At 53.6% G+C, this 237-nt stretch carries 1 protein-coding gene; it reads right to left on the minus strand.

The window, feature by feature from the left end; genetic code table 11:
* Positions 1-237, minus strand: a 237-nt coding sequence (locus tag FNJ47_RS48925; RefSeq protein ID WP_163163844.1) for a transposase, incomplete at both ends; no start/stop codon positions are given.

Consider the following 237-nt stretch of genomic DNA (forward strand, 5'->3'; position numbering starts at 1 on the left):
GTTGATTCTTTTTTTTCCGCGCCGCGTGTGCGAGGCGACGGTGTTGCAGGAAGGCGTAAGCAATCATAGTCATCAGGGTGTGACGATGAAGACCTTGCCATGATCGCCCTTCGAAGTGATCAAGTCCGAGTTCCTCCTTCAACTGCTGATGCGCCTGCTCACAAATCCATCTTGCCTTGATGGTGGCGGCTAGTGTGCGCAGATCCGTCGCCGCAGGGAGATTGGCAAGATAGTATT

Origin of the sequence: Bradyrhizobium uaiense, from assembly GCF_010811875.1 — a bacterium.
In the GTDB taxonomy this organism is placed as follows: Bacteria; Pseudomonadota; Alphaproteobacteria; order Rhizobiales; family Xanthobacteraceae; genus Bradyrhizobium; species Bradyrhizobium uaiense.